The following is a 20,362-nucleotide window of genomic DNA, read 5'->3' as shown; positions in this document are numbered from 1 at the left end:
TATGCATAAAATTACGCTTTTAGCCTTCTTGCTAGTTGCCTCAACAGCTTTTGCCCAAGACTTTAGATTCGGGAAGGTTTCTATAGAAGAACTTCAGGAAGAGGCGCATCCAAAAGACTCAGAAAGCGATGCGGCTATCTTGTATAGAGAGCAATATTCACATCTCGATTATTATCAAAACAGTGGTTTTAGATTAACTACTGAAGTTTTTGAGCGTATTAAAATTTACAATTCTGACGGTTTTGAGTGGGCGACTCAAAATATTCCGATATACACGGGAGGTTCAGAAAATGAAAGTGTAGGCAAGATAAAGGGTGTTACCTATACCTTAGAAGATGGTAAAATTGAAGAGACCAAATTGCGCAACGATGGAATCTTTGAAGAAGAGAAAAACAAGTTCTATGATTTGAAGAAGTTTACGATGCCCAATTTAAAGCCCGGTTGTGTGATCGAGTTTCAATACCAAATAACCTCTCCATATTATTCATCAATTGACGAAATTAGGCTTCAGGAGGAAATTCCGGTAAATCAGGTAGATGTAAGTTTTTATGCTCCAGAATGGTTGGTGTATCAATTACACAGAAAAGGATTACTGCCATTAAATGTAGAAGAAACAAGTCAGGCAGACCGCATAAATTATTCTGTAAGACAGGGATCTTCAACAGGAAATTTTCAGACCAAAGACCGCCCAAGGTTAGAGACGCGTACAATAGATTTTCAAAGAAAAGGGTATAAAGTTACCGCGTCTGATATCCCGGCAATGCGTGAAGAAGCATTCTCGTCTAATATTGACAACTACAAAGCGGCATTAAATTTTGAGCTTTCGTTTACCAATTTCCCGGGAGAGCCGCTACAAACTATGTCCAGTAGTTGGGAAGCGGTTTCTAAGAGTATTTATGATTCTGATAATTTTGGAGGTCAGCTAAATTCAACGCGATTTTTTGATGATGCCATTGATGAAGTTATAGCAGGTGCGACAAGTCCATCAGAAAAGCTTACACGCATATTTGAATATGTAAAGCAAAAAATGGTTTGGAACAACTACATAGGCGTTTATGCAGATGAAGGTGTCAAAGAAGCTTATAAAAATGGAGTAGGGAATAGTGCAGATATTAATTTGATGTTGGTAAGTATGTTGCGTTATGCCGGGATAGATGCAAACCCGGTGATATTGAGCACTCGAGATAATGGGATCCCGGTCTATCCTACGAGAAATGGCTTTAACGATGTGATCGCCGGAGCAAAATTAGAAGATCATATCTTTTTGTTGGATGCGACCAATAAGAAAGGCGCTCCAGATTTACTGGATGAAAATTTATTAAACTGGAATGGTAGAATGATTCGTGAAGATGGATCTTCAGAATGGGTAAGTCTTTATCCTTCGGCACACGCTACAGAAAGCACCTTGATCAGTACCGAGATCAATGCTGATTTAACCACAACAGGAAGTTTAAAAAGTAGATATACTGGTAACTACGGTTTATTATTCAGGAAAAAATTTGGGGAGAGCTCTCAAGATGATCAATTGAAAGCTTTTGAAGGCATGTATTCTGGGATAGAGCTTGATGGCTTGGCGCTTGAGAATCTTGATAATGTTTATGAGCCTCTTGAAGTAGCTTATGATTTTGAATTGTTGAGCGGTATTGAAGAAGTAGGCGATAAGCTTTATGTGTCTCCATTAATGCACAAAGCAACAGACGAAAATCCTTTTAAGTCTGATGAGCGTTTACATCCTATAGATTTTAGATACCCTTGGAAAGATCGCTACATCATTAATATTAAAATCCCAGAAGGATACACTGTAGAAAGTATTCCTGAAAGCGTTTTGTATAATATGACAGACAAGCTTGCTTCATTTGCTTATCGGGTTTCACAATCGGGAAATAGTATTAATATTTCTACCGATTTTTCTCTCAATTCTTCAATTATAGCTCCAGATTACTATCAGGATCTAAAAAAGTTCTATGAGATGATCGTGACCAAACAAAATGAAAAAATCGTACTTACAAAAATTTAATTTTTAATGAATCATCTAAGACTGAAAAGCACACTCTTTGTAGTTGCATTGATGAGCGTTCAATTGCTTTTGGCTCAGGACTATGATCTTGATAAAGTTTCTGAAGCGGAACTTGAGATGAAAGTCTACGCCAAAGATTCTTTAGCTCCTGCGGTTTATCTGAATAAAATTCGGGAAACCTATGTTGACTATAAAAGCACATCAGGTTTTATGTTTGTGAATGAGGTTACAGAGCGCATCAAGATCCTTTCTAAAGAAGGTTTAGATTATGCAACAAAGCAAATTTTGAGTTATAAAAGCAATGGTGATAAAGAGCGCGTAGAAGATATAGAAGCAGTCACTTACAACCTTGTTGATGGTAAAATTGAAAAGACCAAAATCGATAAAGAAGGTGTATTTGAAAATGAGCGCTCAGAGCACTGGGATGAAACCACATTTACCATGCCGGATGTGCAGGTGGGTAGTGTTGTAGAATGGAGCTACAAAACAGTTTCGCCATACTATAAGATTGATGATTTGGTCCTTCAGGAGTCTATACCGGTTGTTAATTATTATGCCAAGATCAGAACTCCTGGAATGTTTCAGTTTAGAAGAATTAGAAAAGGCTATTTTGATATCAAGCCCAAAGAATCTGTTGCAGACGGTGGTTTCAGTTTTCAAAATAGTTACGGTACATCTACCTATGCAAGTTTTAAAGAACTGGTTGCCGAATATACTTATACCGATATACCCGCAATAAAAGACGAGGTGTATTTGGTGAATCCTAGAAATTATCGCTGGAGTGTTGTTTATGAATTGATTTCGACTGAAATTAATGAGGGGGAGAAAAAGGAATATGCGACTACATGGGAAGAGGTTGCAAAATCTATTTTTAAAGCAAAAGAATTTGGAGGGCAAATGAACCCTTCATCTTTTATAAAAAAAGTAGCAGAAAGCATCGTGGCAAATAACAGCGGAACTAAAGAGCGTATTGATGCTGCGTTAAAATATGTAAAGTCAAAAGTAACTTGGAACGAGAACTACGGAAAATTTACCGAAGATGGTGTGAATAAAGCCTACGATAAAGGATCTGGTGATGTTGCCGAAATAAACTTGCTTTTAACGGTGCTTTTACGCGAATGCGGAGTACAGGCAAATCCGGTTTTGATAAGTACAAAGCAATATGGTATTCCTTTATATCCTACCCGAGAAGGTTATAATTATGTAGTTGTGGGAATCAGGAATGGTCTAAAAACCACTTTGCTTGACGCTACAGATAAGCTGAGCGCGCCCAATATTTTACCTACTCGCGTTTATAACTGGAAAGGTAGAATGATCAATGCCGCGGGAGTTTCTCAAGAGCTTGATTTATTAGAAACGATAAGTCCTAGGCGAGATAGTTATATTTCTGCTGAATTGACAGAGGATGGAAAGTTAACCGGAGTCTTGAAGCAGCGTTTTAGTAGTTTAGAAGCTTTAGAATTACGCCATCAAATAGGAAATAAATCCCTTGTAGATTGGAAGAATGAGCGCGTAGATTACTTTGGAGTAGATCAGATCACAAATCATAAAATGGAATCGCTAGAACTTTTAGACAAGCCCATAACCGAGTCTCTTGATTTTGTAATAGACCAAGCGGTAGATCAAGTTCCCGGCCAGATGTATCTTAATCCGTTAGTGTTTTTAAGACTAGATGAAAATCCATTTAAGGCCGATGAACGTTTAACTCCTGTAGAATTTGATTATCCGGTGAGTCAAAATATAAATATCACAATCAAGTTGCCTCAAGGGTATACCGTGCAGCAATTGCCCGAGGCATCTAGGATAGTTTTGCCCGGTGATATGGGGAGTTTTACGTATTCGATAAACAATTCAGGAAACACACTTCAGGTGATGACCAAGTTTGATTTAAAAGATAATTTTATTCCTGTTGACAGTTACTTAGACCTAAAAGAGTTTTTCAAATTGCGTATCACTAAAGAAGCTGAAAAAGTGATTCTTCAGAAAAGTATTTAATAAGCCGTATGAGTTTGCGTTAATTTTTTTGCTTTACCTTAATTTAGCATCTTCATAAAGATGATACCTATGAAAATTGATGATGCTCAAAAAGCAGTTGATGAATGGATCAATAATCACGGCGTTCGCTATTTTAATGAATTGACCAATATGGCGCAGCTTACCGAAGAAGTACGTGAAGTGGCGCGTATTATTGCGCGTCGCTATGGCGAGCAAAGCGAGAAGGAAAGCGACAAGAATAAAGACCTGGGTGAAGAACTTGCCGATGTGCTTTTTGTCGTATTGTGTCTAGCCAATCAAACCGGTATTGATCTGCAAGAAGCTTTTGATAAAAAGCTTGATCTTAAAACCAAAAGAGATCACGAAAGGCATCACAACAATAAGAAGCTTCAGTAAGCTCATTAACCACCAACCAAAACCACGCATTTTGATACTCAAACTCGACCAAAAAGAACCGCAACTAGCCGGAGAAATAAAAATTACAGGCTCTAAAAGTGAGAGCAATAGATTGCTTTTGCTGCAAGCTTTGTTCGGAGGTTTTAAAATTGAAAATCTATCTAACAGTCACGATAGTCAGGTTATGCAAAAGGCATTGGCTTCAAAAGAAAAGACTGTAGATATACATCACGCGGGTACCGCAATGCGTTTTTTAACGGCGTATTTCGCTGCTTTTGAAGGTAGAGAAACCATCCTTACAGGAAGTTCGCGTATGCAAGAGCGTCCTATTGGTTTACTTGTTGATGCGTTAAGAGATTTGGGTGCAGATATTTCCTATATGAATAATGAAGGTTACGCACCGCTTTTGATCAAAGGAAAAAAACTCACCAAGAGTACAGTCTCGTTTGCTGCAAATGTGAGCAGTCAATACATTTCTGCATTGATGATGGTAGGCGCTTCTTTGCCTAACGGAATTGAAATTGACCTCGTAGGCCAGATCACTTCTGTACCTTATATCGAAATGACCCGATCGCTTCTTACGCAGTTAGGAATCGAAAGCAGTTTTGAAGGGCAGCAGATTAATATTAAACCAGCCGGTGCGATCAACGTTTCAGAAATGGTCGTAGAATCAGACTGGAGTAGCGCGTCGTATTATTACAGTCTGGTAGCGCTTTGTGATAAGGCAAAGCTGAAAATTTCAAGCTATAAAGAAAATAGCTTACAAGGAGATTCTGTATTGGCAGAATTATATCAGAAATTGGGTGTTGAAACCACTTTTGAAGCAAATGCTGTAACGCTTGAGAAAGTTGAAAAACCTAAACCCAGACGTGTAGAGTTTGATTTGGCAAACAGTCCGGATATTGCGCAGACGATCGCAGTAACCTGTTATGGTCTGGGCGTTGGTTGTGACCTTTATGGGTTGCATACATTAAAAATCAAAGAAACCGATAGACTGGAAGCGCTTAAAGCCGAATTGACAAAATTAGGTGCGCATATTTCGGTGACCGATAAATCTTTGCATTTAGAAGGAGAAACCAATTTTCAGTCAGACGTGACCATAAAAACCTATCAGGATCATCGTATGGCTATGGCGTTTGCGCCTTTCGCTTTGCGCGCTCCAATTCTTTTTGAAGATGCCGAAGTGGTCAATAAATCGTATCCTGATTTCTGGGAAGACCTACACGCTTTAGGCTTTAAGATTTCAGAGGTTTAGCACATCATTTCGCTTGTAAATTCAGGCAGTCAGTGCGGTGATCAAATTAATCGTCGATTTACTTGACAACCCCTACCTTGAGGTTGTATATTTGCACGCTATTTTAAATACCTAAAAAACAGAGGTCCCATGGGAATGAAACTTTCACATTTTAACTTTGATTTGCCTAAAGAACTACTTGCTGAGTATCCTGCAGAAAACAGAGATGAGGCGCGTTTAATGGTTCTTAACCGCAAGACACAAACTATAGAGCACAAGTTGTTCAAAGATTTGATCGACTATTTTGAGCCAAATGATGTGATGGTATTGAACAATACCAAAGTATTCCCTGCGCGTCTTTATGGTAATAAAGAAAAAACCGGAGCGCGTATCGAGGTGTTTTTGCTACGTGAATTAAATTCAGAAACACGTCTTTGGGATGTGCTTGTAGATCCTGCACGTAAAATACGTATCGGTAATAAATTGTATTTTGGTGATGATGAAAGTCTAGTTGCTGAAGTAATTGACAATACTACCTCTAGAGGAAGAACCTTACGTTTCTTATATGACGGTTCGTATCAGGAATTCAGAAATAAATTGACTGAACTTGGAGAAACGCCACTTCCTAAATACATCAAGCGTGATGTGGAGCCGGAAGATGCAGAACGTTACCAGACGATTTTTGCTAAAAACGAAGGTGCGGTTGCTGCTCCTACTGCTGGTTTACACTTTAGTAAACACTTATTGAAGCGTTTAGAGATCAAAGGATTGAACTTTGCAGAAGTAACACTTCACGTAGGTTTAGGGACGTTTAGCCCGGTTGAGGTTGAAGATCTTTCTAAGCATAAAATGGACAGCGAGGAAGCGTATATCGATAGAACTGCGACTTCTACCATCAATAAAGCTATTGGAGAGAATCGTAAAGTTTGTGCAGTAGGAACTACTGTAATGCGTGCTTTAGAAAGTTCGGTAAGCTCTAACAGAACGCTTAATGAATTCAGCGGGTGGACCAATAAATTTATTTTCCCTCCATACGACTTCAGTATTGCAAACTGTATGATCACCAACTTCCATACGCCAAAATCAACCTTGATGATGATGGTTTCTGCATTTGCAGGACACGACTTTATGAAAGAGGCTTATGAGCAAGCAGTAAAAGAAAAATATAAGTTTTACAGCTATGGTGATGCGATGTTGATCATCTAATCACTTTTCTATTCAATATTAAAAATCCCCGCGCAAACGGGGATTTTTTTATAATCAAAATTCCGGTCTTAGAGAGCGACTTAATTGATAACTTTGCAAGGTGAAAAATACACAAAAAGACATACGAGCACTATCGCGGGAAGAACTGCGCGATTTCTTTGTTTCGCAAGGCGAAAAAGCCTTCCGTGGAAATCAGGTGTATGAGTGGCTTTGGGTAAAAGGTGCCCATTCTTTTGATGATATGACCAATATTTCAAAAGAAACTCGTGCTTTTCTCGATGAGCATTTTGTGATCAATCATATCAAAGTTGATCAAATGCAGCGCAGTTCAGACGGCACGATCAAAAATGCGGTAAAACTTCACGACAACCTTACGGTAGAATCGGTTTTGATACCTACGGCGTCGCGTATTACGGCTTGCGTTTCTTCTCAAGTAGGATGTAGTTTGAATTGTAAGTTTTGTGCAACCGCCCGATTGAAACGTATGCGGAATCTTAATCCGGACGAAATTTTTGATCAGGTGGTGGCGATCGATCAGCAAAGTAGGTTGTATCACAACAGGCCGCTGTCTAACATTGTTTTTATGGGAATGGGCGAACCGCTTATGAACTATAAAAATGTGGTTAAGTCAATTGAAAAAATTACAGATCCTGAAGGTTTGGGGATGTCTCCCAAACGTATTACGGTTTCTACATCGGGTGTGCCTAAGATCATTAAGAAGATGGCAGATGATGAGGTGAAATTCAATCTTGCGGTTTCACTCCACTCGGCGTTAGACGATGTACGAACCGATATTATGCCGTTTAATGAGCAAATGCCACTACAAGAATTGAAAGAAGCTTTGCAGTATTGGTACGTGAAGACCAAAAAACGCATCACCTATGAATATGTGGTTTGGCGCGGTATTAACGATCAGGATAAAGATATCGAGGCCTTGATAGATTTCTGTCTGGCGGTGCCTAGTAAAGTCAATTTGATAGAATACAATCCTATCGATGACGGACAGTTTCAGCAGGCAGATCCGTTAGCGATCGATCGTTATGTAGCTAAACTCGAGGATCGCGGAATCACTGTTACCGTACGTCGCTCGCGCGGAAAGGATATCGATGCGGCTTGCGGGCAACTTGCAAACAAAAATGCATAGCGTATAAGCGCTATTTTTGCTAATATTGAATAGGTTTTAAATCCAACATAACTGCACTAAAACGAGAACTTGAAAGTAGTCGAACAAATTAAGCAGCCTATTGCTCACGAAATGGAACTTTTTGAGCAGAAGTTCTCGCTTTCGATGAAATCTAAAGTTCCGCTCCTTAACCGAATTACGCATTATATCGTAAACCGAAAGGGAAAGCAAATGCGCCCGATGTTTGTGTTTCTTGTGGCCAAAATGCTGGGCGACGAGCGTCTTAACGATCGTACCTATCGGGGTGCTTCGGTTATAGAGCTTATTCATACCGCAACTTTAGTGCACGATGATGTGGTTGATGACAGCTACCGTCGTCGCGGTTTCTTCAGCTTAAATGCACTATGGAAAAATAAAATTGCCGTGCTCGTCGGTGACTTTCTACTTTCTAAAGGATTGTTACTTTCTATAGATAACGAAGATTTTGATTTGCTGCAGATCATTTCGGTAGCCGTTAGAGAGATGAGTGAGGGTGAATTACTTCAAATTGAAAAAGCCCGTGATCTCGATATTACCGAAGAAGTGTACTTTGAGATCATTAGACAAAAGACCGCAACGCTTATCGCTGCCTGTTGCGCGATGGGTGCTTGCGCCATTCACGCCAGCAAAAAGGATGTAGAGGCGATGCGTAAGTTTGGTGAACTCATAGGTCTTGCGTTTCAGATTAAAGATGACCTTTTTGATTACGGTTCGCAAAAAATCGGAAAGCCTACCGGGATAGATATCAAAGAGCAAAAGATGACGCTTCCGCTTATATATGCAGTGAACAACAGCGACGACAAGCAACGCAAGTGGCTCATCAATTCCGTCAAAAATCACAATAAAGATAAGAAGCGGGTGAATGAGGTGATTGCTTACGTGAAAGAATCTGGCGGACTAGATTACGCAGTGGCAAAAATGAAAGCATTACAGCAAGAGGCATTAAAAATTCTCGATAAATATCCTGAATCTAAGTACAAAGAGGCACTTGTGCTTATGGTGAATTACGTAATTGAGCGAAAAAAATAAATTTTTAAAGTACTGACATTCATTGTTTTAAAAACTTATTTCAAATTATTTTATCTTCCGGGCAACCATTTTAAACTTTTCTGCGTCTTTATTAATGAAGACAGTTTTAAACAGGATTTGTGAAAGTCATTACATTCTTTAACAGCGAGAAACAACTCATAAAGAAAGCCGCGCAGGGCAATCGTGAAGCGCAGCGCAAGCTTTATGATACGCACGCACCTAAAATGCTGGGAGTTTGTCGCCGTTATTTAAATGATGTGATGCAAGCTGAAGAAGCGATGTGTAACGGGTTTTTAAAGGTGTTTAAAAATCTGGATCGCTTTAGAGATGAAGGTAGTTTTGAAGGTTGGGTGCGACGCATTATGGTTAATGAGTCGATCTCTTACTTAAGAAAGGAGCAGAAAATCACGTTTACAGATTATGAGCATCAGGCGGACGATGCAACCTATAATCCTGTGGATAGCGAACTCGATGCTGAAGAAATTCAATTGTTGATAGATCAGCTTCCGGAAGGTTATCGCGCCGTGTTTGTGATGTATGCGGTAGAAGGCTATAAGCATCAGGAGATCGCAAAAATGCTTGATATTTCTGAAAATACTTCTAAATCTCAGCTTTTTAAAGCGCGTAAACTGCTTCAGCAAAAGTTAAACGAACTCAATACCTATCAGTATGGCACCGATAAAGTTTGAAGATAATATTAGAGCGCGCCTGGAGCAACGGGAGATCAAACCTTCTGCTGAAGCTTGGGAGAAGCTAGAGGCTGCGCTTGATCAAGAAGCTAAACCTGCAAAAAGCAGAAAAGGCTACGGTTGGGTTTTGATCGCAGCTAGTTTTATCGGAATTCTAATTCTAGCTGGGCGTTATGTTTTTCAAGATGAGATGGATAAAAACCCTGTAAATCAATTGGTGGAAATTCCGGTTGAAAATAAAGAAGAGCAAAAAACTGAACCTGTAGAAACTCTTCAGCAAAAGCAACAAGAGATCGTACCACAAGAAGAAACAACTGTGGCAGTTCAAGAAGAAAAGCAAGTTGCTGAACCAGAAAAACAATCTTTAGCGCTTCCGGTTCTTAAAAAGTATGAAAATGCAGTAGCTGTAGAGGAATCGCAAGAGCAACCTACTGACGAGAAATTAGATAAAACGACGCAAAGTCAAATAGATGCCGAAGTAAATGATTTGATCAGTAAAGTGCAGGAGCAGCAAAATACTGGAGTTGCCTATTCTGATGCTGAGATTGATAAACTTTTACGAGACGCACAGCGGGATATTATTTCAGAAAAAATGTTTGACCGCGAGCGTAATACGATAAGTGCAGAAGCTTTGCTTTATGAGGTTGAAGAAGAACTGGATCCTTCTTTTAGAGACCGCATTTTTGAAGCGCTTAAAGACGGCTTTATGAAAGCCCGCGAAGCCATTGTTTCTCGCAATAATTAAATAAACTAGCTTGGGGTTACTCTATCCTTTGCCGGTACTAATAAAAATTCATCCATCAATCTAAAGGAAGTTGGTCTTCCCGTCTCGGCGGGACGGGAAGCTGCAACCTTTACTTAAATCAAAAATTATGAGATTCTTACTATTACTTTTAATCACGTTATTAAGTGTTTTGCCGCAAGAAACTTTTGCGCAGCAGACCGAAAAAGAAGAGACGATCGCTACTTTAAACGCTAAAAAAGAAGAAGTGGTACGCGCAGAAAAAGAAGCACTAAAAATCGAAGTGCTTGCCATAAACAAGCGTTTTGAAAATGGAGAATTAACCGAAGAAGAAGCTACTATTTTAAAGAAGGAAGCTGCAAAAAAACACGCTAGAAATATTGAAGATAAACTCGCCATTTTAGAAAGTAAAATAGATTTACTAGAGCGCAACGAGACCGATCTTGATGATGATTCTATCTTTGGGATTTTTATTGGTAGAGATAAATTAACGCTAGGTAAAACCGATGAAAGAGAGGTGGTGTACGACCGCCGTACAACTTCTGATCTCGTGCTGGGAATAGGTTTTAATAATGCGATCATTGATGGCCAATCGCTTAATGACTCGCCTTATAAAATAGGAGGAAGCCGCTTTTTTGAATTGGGAGTCGCCTGGAAAACCCGCGTGTTTACAAATACCAATTTTTTACGCCTGAAGTACGGGTTTAGCTTTCAGTTTAATGGGTTGAAAATGGATAACAATCAATATTTGGTAGACCAAGGTGATCAGACCGTATTAGAAACTTATCCGCTAGATCTGGATAAATCAAAATTTAGAATGGATCATCTGGTATTTCCTGTACATTTTGAAATAGGTCCTTCAACAAAAAAAGTACACGATGATTACTTTAGATATTCTACGCACAATCAGTTTAAGTTAGGATTTGGTGGGTATGCGGGATTCAATTTGCTCACGATTCAGAAATTAAAATATGAAGAAAATGGCGATGATCGCAAGGATAAATTCAAGCAGAATTATAATACAAACAATTTTATTTACGGCTTGAGCGGCTATATCGCTTTTGGAGATACTGCGCTGTATGTGAAGTATGATCTAAACCCAATATTTAAGAATAATCCGGTAGAACAACGCAACTTTTCAGTAGGTCTGCGCTTTGATATGGACTAGGCGTTGGCGGCCCTAGTAAAGTATTTAGAATACCTGTACGATTAAATCTGTACAGGTATTTTTTATTAGTAAATTTGCGACCACCTTTTCATATTGTTAACTGAAGAAATTCTCATTTTTTGATTTCAAAAACTACCATAGATGCCGTATTTGAGACTGCTCGCGTTGAGGAGGTGATTGGTGATTTTGTTCAGCTGAAGAAGTCAGGATCCAATTTTAAAGGTTTGAGTCCGTTCTCAGATGAGCGCACACCCAGTTTTATGGTGTCACCGGTTAAACAAATTTGGAAAGATTTCTCTAGTGGAAAAGGAGGTAATGCGGTTGCTTTCCTGATGGAACACGAGCATTTTACCTATCCCGAAGCGATCAAATATCTCGCAAAAAAGTACAACATTGAGGTTGAAGAAACAGAGCAAACCGATGAGCAAAAGGAGCAGGCCAACGAGCGCGAGAGTATGTATGTGGTTTCAGAGTTTGCAAAAGACTACTTTCATAAAACCCTTATCAATTCTGAACAGGGAAAAGCGATTGGGCTTTCTTATTTTAAAGAACGCGGATTTACCGAAGAAACGATTGAAAAGTTTCAGTTGGGATATTCTCCAGATGTTTGGGACGCTTTTACTTCAGAAGCCATTCGCAAAGGCTACAAGCTGGAATTCTTAGAAAAAACCGGACTTACCATTGTCAAGGAAGAGAAGCAGTTTGACCGCTTTAAAGGCCGGGTGATGTTTCCTATTCATTCATTGAGCGGACGTGTTTTAGGTTTTGGAGGCCGAATTCTTACTAACGAGAAAAAAGCGGCAAAGTATCTAAATAGTCCGGAAAGTGAGATTTACCACAAATCAAAAGTGCTTTATGGTATTTATTATGCCAAGCAAGCGATCGCCAAAGAAGATAATTGCTACTTGGTTGAAGGGTATACCGATGTGATTCAATTGCATCAGTTGGGGATCGAAAATGTGGTTTCTTCTTCTGGGACTGCTTTGACTCCAGAGCAAATACGTTTGATCAACAGGCTTACGCCAAATATTACCGTGCTTTTTGATGGAGATGCGGCTGGACAGCGTGCTTCGTTACGCGGAATCGATTTGATCCTGGAGCAAGGCATGAACGTGAAGGTGTGTAGTTTTCCTGAAGGAGAAGATCCTGATAGTTTTTCAAAAGCGCATACGCTCACCGAAGTTGAAGATTTTTTAAAGGAAAATGCTAAGGATTTTATTCAGTATAAAGCTTCGTTGTTAGTAAAGGAAGCTCAGGGTGATCCGATCAAGAAGGCAGGTTTGGTGCGTGATATGGTAGAGAGTATTGCTAAAATACCTGATGTCATCAAGCGGGAAATCTATGTGCAAGAATGTGCACGCATTATGGATATCAAGGAGGATGTACTTTTTAATACGCTTGCTCAAATACGCAATAAAGGGAAGAAAGAAGTAGCAAAGCCCGCGGAAAAAAGACCTTCTGGAGGCGAGATGGTACCGCTTAAGAATGAAGAGAAAATCAAGTTTGAGCGGCAGTACGAGTTGGAGCAGAACATTATAAAATTACTCATCACCTTTGCTAAAGAACCGGTAGAGTTTGTAGATCTTGTTTATGATGAAGACGAAGAAGGCAAACTCATTGAGCGCGAAGAAAAGCGCGAGCTAATCATCTACGAGAAAATTTATCTCGATCTACAGGAAGATGAAGTCGAGTTTGCAAATGATGATTTTAAAAAGATCTATCCATTACTTATAGAGCACTTAACGCAGGAAGAGGGTGAGATCAAACTCGATAAGTTGGGCGAATTACTCGAGGCTGCCCAAATGGAAAAAATTTCATCGATAGCTTTTGAGCCTGAAAAGCATGAGTTACACGCCTGGGATCGCCACGAGATTTATGTAAAGACTTTAAAAGACAATGCCGGGTTAGAAACCGTACAAACCTTACTGAATCTAAGGCACTTCCTCATTCAGCGTAAAATGGCTGAATTTGGTGAGCAACTAAAAACCGGAGAATTACCGGAAAATGCTCAAGAGTTTATGGAAGACTTTAAGGACTATAAAACCTTAGAGGTACTCATCGCAAAAAAGCGCAATCTGGTGATTATGCCTTTTATGCGTTAAAGGTCTGAAGTTTGAAGTAAACGCGCCTGCTGTATCAATTCTGCAAGGCTGCCTGCATCAAGTTTCTTAAGAAGTCGGGTTTTGTAAGTGCTTACGGTTTTCTCGTTAATATCTAGAGACTCAGCGATATCTTTATTCCTTTTTCCTGAAGAAAGCATATTCAAAACTTCGGTCTCTCGAGTAGATAATTTTTTGTAGCGGTATGCTAATGAGTTGTTTTGCGCAGAATCAGTATTTGAAAGCATTTCAACCAAATTATTGTTGAGGTAAATACCTCCTCGAGCAACTTGTACAACCGCTTTATGCACGGTTTGTGTTTCGGCAATTTTGCCAATATATCCCATCGCTCCCGCTTTAATTGCGCTTAATGCGTACATGCCTTCAGGATGCGTACTAAACACCATGATTTTAATTCCGGGAAAGAGCTTACGCAATTCTTTGATCGCAGATAATCCTTGAAGGTTGGGCATATCAATTTCCATAATGACAAGGTCAGGAACTTGCTCTTCAAGCGATGGAATTAAATCTTTTCCGTCAGAAACCACATCGATAATTTCGTGTGGCGTGTCTTTAAGAATATGGGTTAATCCATCTACAATTATAGGGTGATGATCTGCAACGGTTATTGTAATCATGTTGGAATTTAAGGTTTATGCCAACTAAATTATAACCATTATTTGTAAATGAAAATGCTTTTCGCTGTAAGAATTAATTTACAGGATGAACGAATGCTTTATTTTAATTCGTTAGGAATTTCACACACAGGAATAGGTTCCATCTTATGTTTGTTGGCATTATTAAAGCCTTTGTAGATCGAAAAGACTTTTTGCTCTCTACCTTCAAAATCATCAACGGTTTTACCTTTTTCATCTTGGTACATTGCCCATTCAAGTTCGTCGTAGGTAGCGCCAATTTGATCTTCATCACTGCGGTCGTCTCCCCAGAGTCCGTCTGTAGGTTTTGCCACCTGAATACTTTCAGGAACACCAAGTTCTTTGGCTAGAGCGTAAACTTCACTTTTCATAAGATCAGCAATCGGGCTCAAATCAACACCGCCATCGCCGTATTTCGTATAGAAACCTACTCCAAAATCTTCCACTTTATTGCCGGTACCGGCAACAAGATAACCGTGTAGACCAGCAAAATAATAAAGCGTACTCATGCGTAGTCGCGCACGTGTATTTGCCAAGCTAAGCTCTAGTCCTGGATTGGTTTCAGTTTCAGCGGCAGGTAATGCGGTCTTAAAGGTTTCAAAAGTTTGGGTAAGATCAACACGCACATCAGATACATTTGCAAAGCGTTTTTTGAGTTGTGCGATATGCTCTTGAGCACGTGTTACGTGACTTTCAGGCTGATGAATAGGCATTTCTACACAAAGTACGCGTAATCCTGTTTTTGCACAGAGGCTAGAGGTGGTGGCACTGTCAATTCCACCGCTAATGCCTACAACAAAGCCTTGTATGTTTGCGTTTGTAGCGTAGGTTTTTAGCCAATTAACAATATGATCGATTACTTTTTCGGTTTGCATAAGAAACAGGATTTATAGTTTGTAAATACTACCTTTGCGCAGCAATTTATGATGGTGAATTTACTAAAATTTCAAATGTTTAAAAGGGTGTCGCGCTTGTTAAGTGTACGATTTAGCTTTTTTTTAGGGCTTCTTGTGTTTTTGGTCGTGGGATGTGGTGATGACGTAAAAATCCCTGATGAAATTTCGCAGATTCCAATCGAATTGGAGTTGGATCGATTTGATCAAAAATTCGCAAAAACCGATTCTTCAGGATTAAAAGATTTGATGCGTTCTTATCCTTATTTGTTTCCTGAACAATATACCTATGATTTTTGGGTGACCAAAGTGCAAGACACAATTCAGCTGGAGTTGAATAAGGAAGTTACCGCTGCATTTCCTGATTTTAATGAGGAGTTGGTTGCGCTCGACAATCTTTTTAAGCATATAAAATATTACTACCCTAAAACACCTGTACCTAAGGTGGTGACCATAACTTCTGACGTAGCTTATAGAACTCCGGTGATTTTGACAGATAGTTTACTGGTAATAGGCTTAGATAACTACCTGGGCGAGGAGCATCATTTCTATAACGGGATTCAGCGTTTTTACACGCAAAATTTTAGAAAAGAGCAGATCGATGTTGATGTGGCTGATGCTTTTGTGCAAAAGCGTGTACGTAAAATGGGAAACCGACGCTTTTTAGATGAAATGATTTATCACGGGAAGCGACTGTATATGATGCAGCAACTCTTAACGCTGGAAGCTGAAAATGAAATTATAGGCTATACGCCAGAACAACTCGATTGGGCTGAAGCAAATGAGGTAGACATCTGGACCTATTTTATAGAAAATGAGGTGTTGTTTGATACCGATAGTAAGCTCCTCAGCCGCTTTATCAATCCGGCGCCATTCTCAAAGTTTTACTTGGAGTTCGATAATGAGAGTCCGCCGCGATTAGGGCGTTATATCGGCTGGCAAATGGTCAAGGCCTATATGCAACGCAATAACATACCTTTGCAATTATTGCCAGAAAAGAGCAGTGAAGAGATTTTTAAACAAGCAAATTACAAACCCCGCAAATAAACGGTTGATGAAAACAGAAATAAAACTAAGTGTAGAATTAGACGAAAACAGAGTGCCAGAAAAAATCTCTTGGAATGCGCCTGATGGTGGTGTTTCGCACGAGCCGGCAAAGGCGTTAATGCTTTCACTTTGGGATCATAATAAACAAGAAGCTGCGCGTATAGATTTATGGACCAAAGATATGCCTGTAGATGAGATGAAAGTGTTTTTTCATCAAACTTTGGTGAGTATGGCTAATACCTTTAAGCGTGCTACAGATGATGATAAGATGTCTGCTACGATGATGGATTTCTGTGATTATTTTGCTGAAAAGTTAGAGTTGAAAAAGTAATTGAATTTTTCCGGAAGGTGATGCAGCTCTTGTTTGTCTATAATGCACGTTCCGGAAAATTGAATGCGTTTTTTGATAGTGTTCATAAAATTATGAGTCCGTCTACGTATTCCTGTAGGTTGTGCACGCTTACGCACGACGCATTTCAAGAGCGAAGTCTTTGGAAAGATTTTAGAGAAAATAGCGGTATTGAAATGCTTTTTTTTCACCGAGACGAGTTTCTTCAGAAATACGGTGAAGTTTTAGAAGCGAAATTCAGCTATCCGGTGATCTTGAGGAAAACCGAAGAAAGGCTTGAGGTTTTTATGACTAAGGAAGAATTAAATGCGCTTTCTTCTGAAACTGAACTTATAAAGCGAATAAACGCTAGAATTAAGACTCTTTGAGCTGCGCGTTTATAGCATCAATATAATCGAGAATTTCATCTTTGCCGGTGCTGTTTGTAGCGCTACTTATAAAATAATTGGGCATTTCGGCCCAGGCCCCGGCTAGTAATTCCTGTTTGTAATTTTCGATATTGCGTTCTAAGGCTTTTGGTTTCAGTTTATCTGCTTTGGTGAAAATTATAGAAAACGGAATCTGTTTTTCGCCTAAATATTGCATAAACTCCCGGTCAATAGGTTGCGGCTCGTGTCTACAGTCAATAAGCACAAAAGCAGAAACCAGCTGTTCACGCTCCTCAAAATACTGCGTGATGAATTTTTGAAATTCTTTCTTTACCTTTTTAGAAACACGCGCATAACCATATCCCGGTAAATCAACAAGATACCATGTTTGGTTGATCACAAAGTGATTGATGAGCTGTGTTTTTCCCGGGCGTCCTGATGTTTTAGCCAGATTTTTACGATCGGTAAGCATATTGATCAAGCTCGACTTTCCCACATTAGATCGACCTATAAATGCATATTCCGGCATCTTATTTTTAGGGCACTTGGCAACATTAGAATTACTTACGAGAAATTCTGCAGATTTAATATGCATGGGAAAAAGGTTTTAGATGTTTCGGTCTTTAAGCCATCCTGAAAGAATCTCATTAAATTCTTCAGGGCGTTCCATCATAGCTGCATGTCCACATTTATCAATCCAGAAAAGATCAGAATCGGGTAACAGCTTGTTGAAGTCTTCAGCAACTTCTGGAGGAGTGACATTGTCATTGCGGCCCCAGATGATGCATGTAGAGGTTTTCATGTGAGGTAGGTCCTGAGCCATGTTGTGGCGTATGGCACTTTTGGCAATCGCTAAAGTCTTGATAAGCTTGTTGCGATCGTTTACGGTCTCGTATACTTCGTCTACAATCTCTTTGGTAGCAACCGCGGGATCATAAAAGACGTCTTCTGCTTTTTTCTTGATATACTCATAATCCCCGCGCTTTGGATAGCTTTCGCCCATCGCGCTTTCATAAAGACCAGAGCTTCCGGTAATCACTAATGCTTTCATCACATCCGGATATAATTTGGTGTGATAAAGTGCGATATGTCCGCCAAGAGAGTTGCCTAATAAAATCACTTCCTTAAACCCTTTCATAACTATAAAGTCATTAAGGTATTTAGCAAAGGTTTTTACCCCTGTTTTAATAAGAGGCATAGAATATAATGGTAACTCGGGGATTACAATTTTGTATCCGCTTTCAGAAAAATGATCGGTTACTGCGTCAAAATTACTCAGGCCGCCCATCAGTCCGTGAAGAATTACTATAGGAGTTCCTTCACCAACTTCTAAGTAGGTGAATTTTCCCTCGGTTTTTAATTGGTGCTTCATAATTAATTAGGTCGGCAAGCGGCTTTGCCACAAATATAGACATTTAGACCAAATTGAAAATCTAAAAATACAGTTGTCTGCAAAGCTACAGCCAGTCTGCGATAACAAGAGGTTTTGACACAGGCTACTAGCTTAATGTTAAGGTTTTCAGAATAATTAACAAGTGGGAGAATTTATCAACAAAGTGGTAGAATGTGGGAGAATGTGGTATAAAATTCTATATATTTGAATTTATTATACCTAAAACCTACTGTATTCTTGCTCAGCCTTATAGGAACATATGAGTGTAAAGTTGACGCAAAAGGAAGGCTCATGATGCCGTCTGCGTTGAAAAAACAACTTGCAAAAGAGTTGCAGGAGGGCTTTGTGGTGAAGCGATCGGTTTTTAATTCTTGTCTTGAATTGTGGCCGATGTCTGAGTGGGAGGTGATGATGAAAAAATTAAACGGACTCAATCGCTTTGTTAAAAAGAATGTTGATTTCATTAGGAAGTTTACGGCAGGTGTAAAGTTAGTTGAAGCTGATGCTTCCGGGAGGCTTTTGATACCTAAAGATTTGATCGCGTTCGCGTCAATCACTAAAGATATCGTATTGACTTCCGGAGGGAATATCATTGAGATTTGGGATGCTGTAGGTTATGAAGAGGCGGTAAGTAATGAGGATGGAGATTTTGCAGCGTTAGCAGAAGAAGTAATGGGAGATCAAAACGACGTGCCAGATGGATTATCATAACCCGGTTTTACTAAAAGAGACTGTTGATGGTTTGGCGATCAAACCAGACGGCGTTTACGTAGATGTGACTTTTGGGGGTGGTGGTCATTCCCGAGAGATCTTAAAACGGCTTGGCGATCAGGGTAAACTGTTTGCTTTTGACCAAGATAAAGATGCGCTTGATAATGCACTTGACGACCCGCGGTTTACGTTGATCAATGAGAATTTTCGCTTTGCGAAACGCTTTTTGAGATTTTATGGGGCGGCAAAAGTTGATGGTATTTTAGGGGATTTTGGGGTTTCGTCACATCAGTTTGATGTTGCGGAGCGCGGATTCTCGACGCGTTTTGATGCGAAACTCGATATGCGCATGAATCAAGATGATAAACTTTCTGCATATCACGTGGTGAATGAATATTCTGAAGAAGATCTGGGGCGTGTGCTTTTACAATATGGAGAATTGAGAAGTGCTCCTAAGTTGGCGAGAACTTTGGTTTCTGTGCGAAAGGATAAAGCTATAGAAACTACCGAAGACTTAAAACAAGCGCTTCAGTCGTATCTGCCAAAGGGGCGTGAGCATAAATTATTGGCGCAGATCTATCAGGCGATTCGTATAGAAGTGAATCAAGAGTTAGAGGTGTTGAAGGAGTTTCTTCAGCAAACCGAAGAAATGTTGAAACCGGGCGGGCGCTTGAGCTTGATCTCATATCACTCGCTTGAAGATAGGTTGGTAAAGCGTTATATGCGTAATGGTCTTTTTGAGGGAGAGCCTGAGAAAGACATTTTTGGAAATTTCACCGTGCCTTTTAAAAAGGTTGGCGGTTTGATTGTTCCATCTAAAGAAGAGATAAAACAAAACAACAGAGCGCGCAGTGCAAAATTGCGTGTTGCTGAAAAATTATAACGGAATTGAAAGAAGGAGTTTATAATATACTCAAAGGAAGATTCCTGTTTAGCGATGATGCGGTCAAGAACTGGCGTATGATCATCTTTTTGTCGGTTTTGGCAATAGTGATGATCGGGAGTTCGCATCGCGCAGATAAAAAAGTGCACCTGATCTCGCAGTTAAATGCTGAAGTGAAAGAGTTGCATAGTGAATTTGTAGATACCCGGCTTGAAGCACGCCGGTTAAAAATGGAAACCGTAGTAACGCGGCAAGTGGCAGAACAAGGTTTGGCGCCTTCGTTAACACCGCCCAAAAAAATTAAAGTAACAAAAACACCTTAAGT

Annotated in this window: 21 protein-coding genes; 17 read left to right on the top strand and 4 right to left on the bottom strand. The window is 39.7% G+C overall.

Annotated features, from left to right (window positions below; all coding sequences use genetic code 11):
- Position 1: 1 nt before the first annotated feature.
- The 11 genes from MED217_RS15630 to dnaG all read left to right on the top strand — a co-directional run bounded on the left by MED217_RS15630 (position 2) and on the right by dnaG (position 13,740).
- A complete protein-coding gene (locus MED217_RS15630; protein ID WP_009781519.1) occupies positions 2-2,017 on the top strand; it encodes a transglutaminase family protein in 2,016 nt (671 codons plus the stop codon).
- A gap of 6 nt (positions 2,018-2,023) precedes the next feature.
- The gene (locus MED217_RS15625; RefSeq protein WP_009781518.1) at positions 2,024-4,012 is read left to right on the top strand and encodes a DUF3857 domain-containing protein; all 1,989 of its coding nucleotides are present in this window, start codon (positions 2,024-2,026) and stop codon (positions 4,010-4,012) included.
- Positions 4,013-4,081: 69 nt separating this feature from the next.
- Positions 4,082-4,408, top strand: coding sequence for a nucleotide pyrophosphohydrolase (locus MED217_RS15620; RefSeq protein WP_009781517.1), 327 nt, complete (start codon positions 4,082-4,084; stop codon positions 4,406-4,408).
- 31 nt (positions 4,409-4,439) lie between these two features.
- On the top strand, positions 4,440-5,663 hold the full coding sequence (locus MED217_RS15615) for a 3-phosphoshikimate 1-carboxyvinyltransferase (RefSeq protein ID WP_009781516.1): 1,224 nt from the start codon (positions 4,440-4,442) through the stop codon (positions 5,661-5,663).
- Positions 5,664-5,798: 135 nt separating this feature from the next.
- On the top strand, positions 5,799-6,848 hold the full coding sequence (queA, locus tag MED217_RS15610; protein ID WP_040533741.1) for a tRNA preQ1(34) S-adenosylmethionine ribosyltransferase-isomerase QueA: 1,050 nt from the start codon (positions 5,799-5,801) through the stop codon (positions 6,846-6,848).
- 100 nt (positions 6,849-6,948) lie between these two features.
- A complete protein-coding gene (gene rlmN, locus MED217_RS15605) occupies positions 6,949-7,992 on the top strand; it encodes a dual-specificity RNA methyltransferase RlmN (protein WP_009781514.1) in 1,044 nt (347 codons plus the stop codon).
- A gap of 69 nt (positions 7,993-8,061) precedes the next feature.
- Positions 8,062-9,039 (top strand): polyprenyl synthetase family protein, encoded by a 978-nt coding sequence (locus MED217_RS15600; RefSeq protein ID WP_009781513.1) that lies wholly within the window; start codon positions 8,062-8,064, stop codon positions 9,037-9,039.
- A 119-nt stretch (positions 9,040-9,158) separates the two neighbouring features.
- Complete coding sequence (locus MED217_RS15595) at positions 9,159-9,728, top strand: RNA polymerase sigma factor (RefSeq protein WP_009781512.1); 570 nt, start codon at positions 9,159-9,161, stop codon at positions 9,726-9,728.
- Positions 9,709-10,473 carry a hypothetical protein gene (locus MED217_RS18650; protein ID WP_009781511.1) on the top strand — a complete coding sequence of 255 codons (765 nt, stop codon included), beginning with the start codon at positions 9,709-9,711 and terminating at the stop codon, positions 10,471-10,473. Before MED217_RS15595 ends, MED217_RS18650 begins: the two co-directional genes overlap by 20 nt.
- A 127-nt stretch (positions 10,474-10,600) precedes the next feature.
- Positions 10,601-11,638, top strand: coding sequence for a hypothetical protein (locus MED217_RS15585; RefSeq protein WP_009781510.1), 1,038 nt, complete (start codon positions 10,601-10,603; stop codon positions 11,636-11,638).
- A gap of 119 nt (positions 11,639-11,757) precedes the next feature.
- Complete coding sequence (gene dnaG, locus MED217_RS15580; protein WP_009781509.1) at positions 11,758-13,740, top strand: DNA primase; 1,983 nt, start codon at positions 11,758-11,760, stop codon at positions 13,738-13,740.
- Here the strand turns inward: dnaG and MED217_RS15575 are convergent.
- Positions 13,737-14,375 (bottom strand): response regulator, encoded by a 639-nt coding sequence (locus tag MED217_RS15575; RefSeq protein WP_009781508.1) that lies wholly within the window; start codon positions 14,373-14,375, stop codon positions 13,737-13,739. The genes dnaG and MED217_RS15575 overlap by 4 nt on opposite strands.
- A 98-nt stretch (positions 14,376-14,473) precedes the next feature.
- On the bottom strand, positions 14,474-15,268 hold the full coding sequence (gene nadE, locus MED217_RS15570; protein WP_009781507.1) for an NAD(+) synthase: 795 nt from the start codon (positions 15,266-15,268) through the stop codon (positions 14,474-14,476).
- Between the two features lie 75 nt (positions 15,269-15,343).
- Between nadE and gldB the strand changes: the two genes are divergently transcribed.
- Genes gldB through MED217_RS15555 form a run of 3 tightly spaced genes read left to right on the top strand, consistent with a single transcriptional unit; the run spans position 15,344 to position 17,050 of the window.
- Positions 15,344-16,333: a gliding motility lipoprotein GldB gene (gene gldB / locus MED217_RS15565; protein ID WP_154648962.1), complete on the top strand. Its 990-nt coding sequence runs from the start codon at positions 15,344-15,346 to the stop codon at positions 16,331-16,333.
- A 7-nt stretch (positions 16,334-16,340) separates the two neighbouring features.
- Positions 16,341-16,664, top strand: a complete 324-nt coding sequence (gene gldC, locus MED217_RS15560; RefSeq protein ID WP_009781505.1) for a gliding motility protein GldC — start codon at positions 16,341-16,343, stop codon at positions 16,662-16,664.
- A 20-nt stretch (positions 16,665-16,684) separates the two neighbouring features.
- Entirely contained in the window at positions 16,685-17,050 is a 366-nt protein-coding gene (locus MED217_RS15555) for a hypothetical protein (RefSeq protein ID WP_009781504.1), read from the top strand.
- Here MED217_RS15555 and yihA read toward each other — a convergent pair.
- Positions 17,037-17,645 carry a ribosome biogenesis GTP-binding protein YihA/YsxC gene (yihA, locus tag MED217_RS15550; protein ID WP_009781503.1) on the bottom strand — a complete coding sequence of 203 codons (609 nt, stop codon included), beginning with the start codon at positions 17,643-17,645 and terminating at the stop codon, positions 17,037-17,039. The two genes, MED217_RS15555 and yihA, sit on opposite strands and share 14 nt — an antisense overlap.
- 12 nt (positions 17,646-17,657) lie before the next feature.
- Entirely contained in the window at positions 17,658-18,422 is a 765-nt protein-coding gene (locus tag MED217_RS15545; RefSeq protein ID WP_009781502.1) for an alpha/beta fold hydrolase, read from the bottom strand.
- A gap of 258 nt (positions 18,423-18,680) precedes the next feature.
- Here MED217_RS15545 and mraZ point away from each other — a divergent pair, with 258 nt between their 5' ends.
- From mraZ to MED217_RS15530, 3 genes are read left to right on the top strand one after another with little or no spacing between them, the layout of a single operon-like run.
- A complete protein-coding gene (gene mraZ / locus MED217_RS15540; protein ID WP_040532951.1) occupies positions 18,681-19,154 on the top strand; it encodes a division/cell wall cluster transcriptional repressor MraZ in 474 nt (157 codons plus the stop codon).
- On the top strand, positions 19,141-20,037 hold the full coding sequence (gene rsmH / locus MED217_RS15535) for a 16S rRNA (cytosine(1402)-N(4))-methyltransferase RsmH (protein ID WP_009781500.1): 897 nt from the start codon (positions 19,141-19,143) through the stop codon (positions 20,035-20,037). Before mraZ ends, rsmH begins: the two co-directional genes overlap by 14 nt.
- A 5-nt stretch (positions 20,038-20,042) precedes the next feature.
- The gene (locus MED217_RS15530) at positions 20,043-20,360 is read left to right on the top strand and encodes an FtsL-like putative cell division protein (protein WP_009781499.1); all 318 of its coding nucleotides are present in this window, start codon (positions 20,043-20,045) and stop codon (positions 20,358-20,360) included.
- Positions 20,361-20,362: the final 2 nt, after the last annotated feature.

Origin of the sequence: Leeuwenhoekiella blandensis MED217 (assembly GCF_000152985.1) — a bacterium.
Lineage (GTDB): Bacteria > Bacteroidota > Bacteroidia > Flavobacteriales > Flavobacteriaceae > Leeuwenhoekiella > Leeuwenhoekiella blandensis.
This window is presented reverse-complemented; position numbering and strand designations above follow the sequence as displayed.